The organism is Stenotrophomonas sp. CFBP8994, assembly GCF_034044835.1.
GTDB lineage: Bacteria > Pseudomonadota > Gammaproteobacteria > Xanthomonadales > Xanthomonadaceae > Stenotrophomonas > Stenotrophomonas rhizophila_A.
The window spans coordinates 1-1221 of record NZ_JAXCWT010000013.1; the positions used below are offsets into that span (position 1 = coordinate 1).

Here is a 1221-nt window from a genome sequence, read left to right on the forward strand (position 1 = left end):
CGCCCAGGTGGCGGAATTGGTAGACGCACTAGCTTCAGGTGCTAGCGGGGGCAACTTCGTGGAGGTTCGAGTCCTCTCCTGGGCACCATGACTCAGAAAATGATCAAACCCGCGCAAGCGGGTTTTTTCGTTTCAGGCCTCGGGTGTGTAGTACCGGGCCGACAGCCCTGCCCGCCCCGGGAAGTACTTGAACCAGGGCCGCGCCGCGTCGACCACTGCGGCCACCGCTGGATGCGCCATCAAACGCTCGAAATAGGCGAGCAGGTGAACCTCGGTGCCGGGAACCGGCACATAGGCCACGGCATAGAACAGCGCGGGCGCCGCCGCACAATCGGCCATGCTGAATCCTTCGCCGGCCAGCCACGTGCGGTCTTCGAGCTGGCGGTTCATGGCGGCGTAGCTCTCCAGCAGCCGTGACCGGGCGGTCTGCGCTGCATCTTCGCTGCGCCCGCTTTCGGGCTTGAGCTGTTCGGCAGTCAGCGCCTGCATCGGGGTCATCACATAAAAGTCGGAGAACCGGTCCCAGAAGCGCACGGCCAGGGCAGCATCGGCATCGGCAGGAATCAGGCGTGCGCCGGTGGCCAGGTGCTGCTGCAGGTATTCGATGATGATGCTGGTCTCGGCGACGGCCCGGCCCCGGTCGACCAGCGCGGGCATCTTCGCGGCCGGGGAGATGGCGTGGAGCATCGCCCGATCGGCCGGGTCGCCCAGGTTCACCATGCGCTCGTCCAGGGCCAAGCCGAGCACGCGGGCGGCAATCAGTACCTTCTGGCAACAGGACGACAGCGGGTGGGCGTGCAGGATCGGCAGTGCCATGGAAACTCCAGGGAGTCGGTGTGGGCCGAGTATGCCAATCGGCGTCCGCGCATGCATTGACAGCCTCCGGCTGCTTCCGCATAATTCGCCCCCTGAGTCGCCCAGATGGCGGAATTGGTAGACGCACTAGCTTCAGGTGCTAGCGGGGGCAACTTCGTGGAGGTTCGAGTCCTCTTCTGGGCACCACGACTCGGTAAATGATCAAACCCGCGCAAGCGGGTTTTTTCGTTTCTGCGGCAGGGATCGCGCAGGAAATTTTCTTCGACATCCTGTTGACACATTCGTGGTTCTCCCGCAAAATTCTCCTCCTGAGTCGCCCAGGTGGCGGAATTGGTAGACGCACTAGCTTCAGGTGCTAGCGGGGGCAACTTCGTGGAGGTTCGAGTCCTCTCCTGGGCACCATGA

At 63.4% G+C, this 1221-nt stretch carries 1 protein-coding gene and 3 tRNA genes; 3 read left to right on the top strand and 1 reads right to left on the bottom strand.

Features of this window, described 5'->3' with window-relative positions; translation table 11 throughout:
* The first annotated feature begins 1 nt into the window (after position 1).
* Positions 2-88 (top strand) — tRNA-Leu (locus SOM39_RS19230).
* A gap of 44 nt (positions 89-132) precedes the next feature.
* Here SOM39_RS19230 and SOM39_RS19235 read toward each other — a convergent pair.
* Positions 133-816: a glutathione S-transferase family protein gene (locus SOM39_RS19235; RefSeq protein WP_320459239.1), complete on the bottom strand. Its 684-nt coding sequence runs from the start codon at positions 814-816 to the stop codon at positions 133-135.
* 99 nt (positions 817-915) lie between these two features.
* Here SOM39_RS19235 and SOM39_RS19240 point away from each other — a divergent pair.
* A tRNA-Leu gene (locus SOM39_RS19240) sits at positions 916-1002 on the top strand.
* A gap of 129 nt (positions 1003-1131) precedes the next feature.
* Positions 1132-1218 (top strand) — tRNA-Leu (locus SOM39_RS19245).
* Positions 1219-1221: the final 3 nt, after the last annotated feature.

Excerpts from the sequence above, each read along its gene's own strand:
- SOM39_RS19235 (WP_320459239.1), bottom strand. The coding sequence starts at position 816 with ATGGCACTGCCGATCCTGCACGCCCACCCGCTGTCGTCCTGTTGCCAG.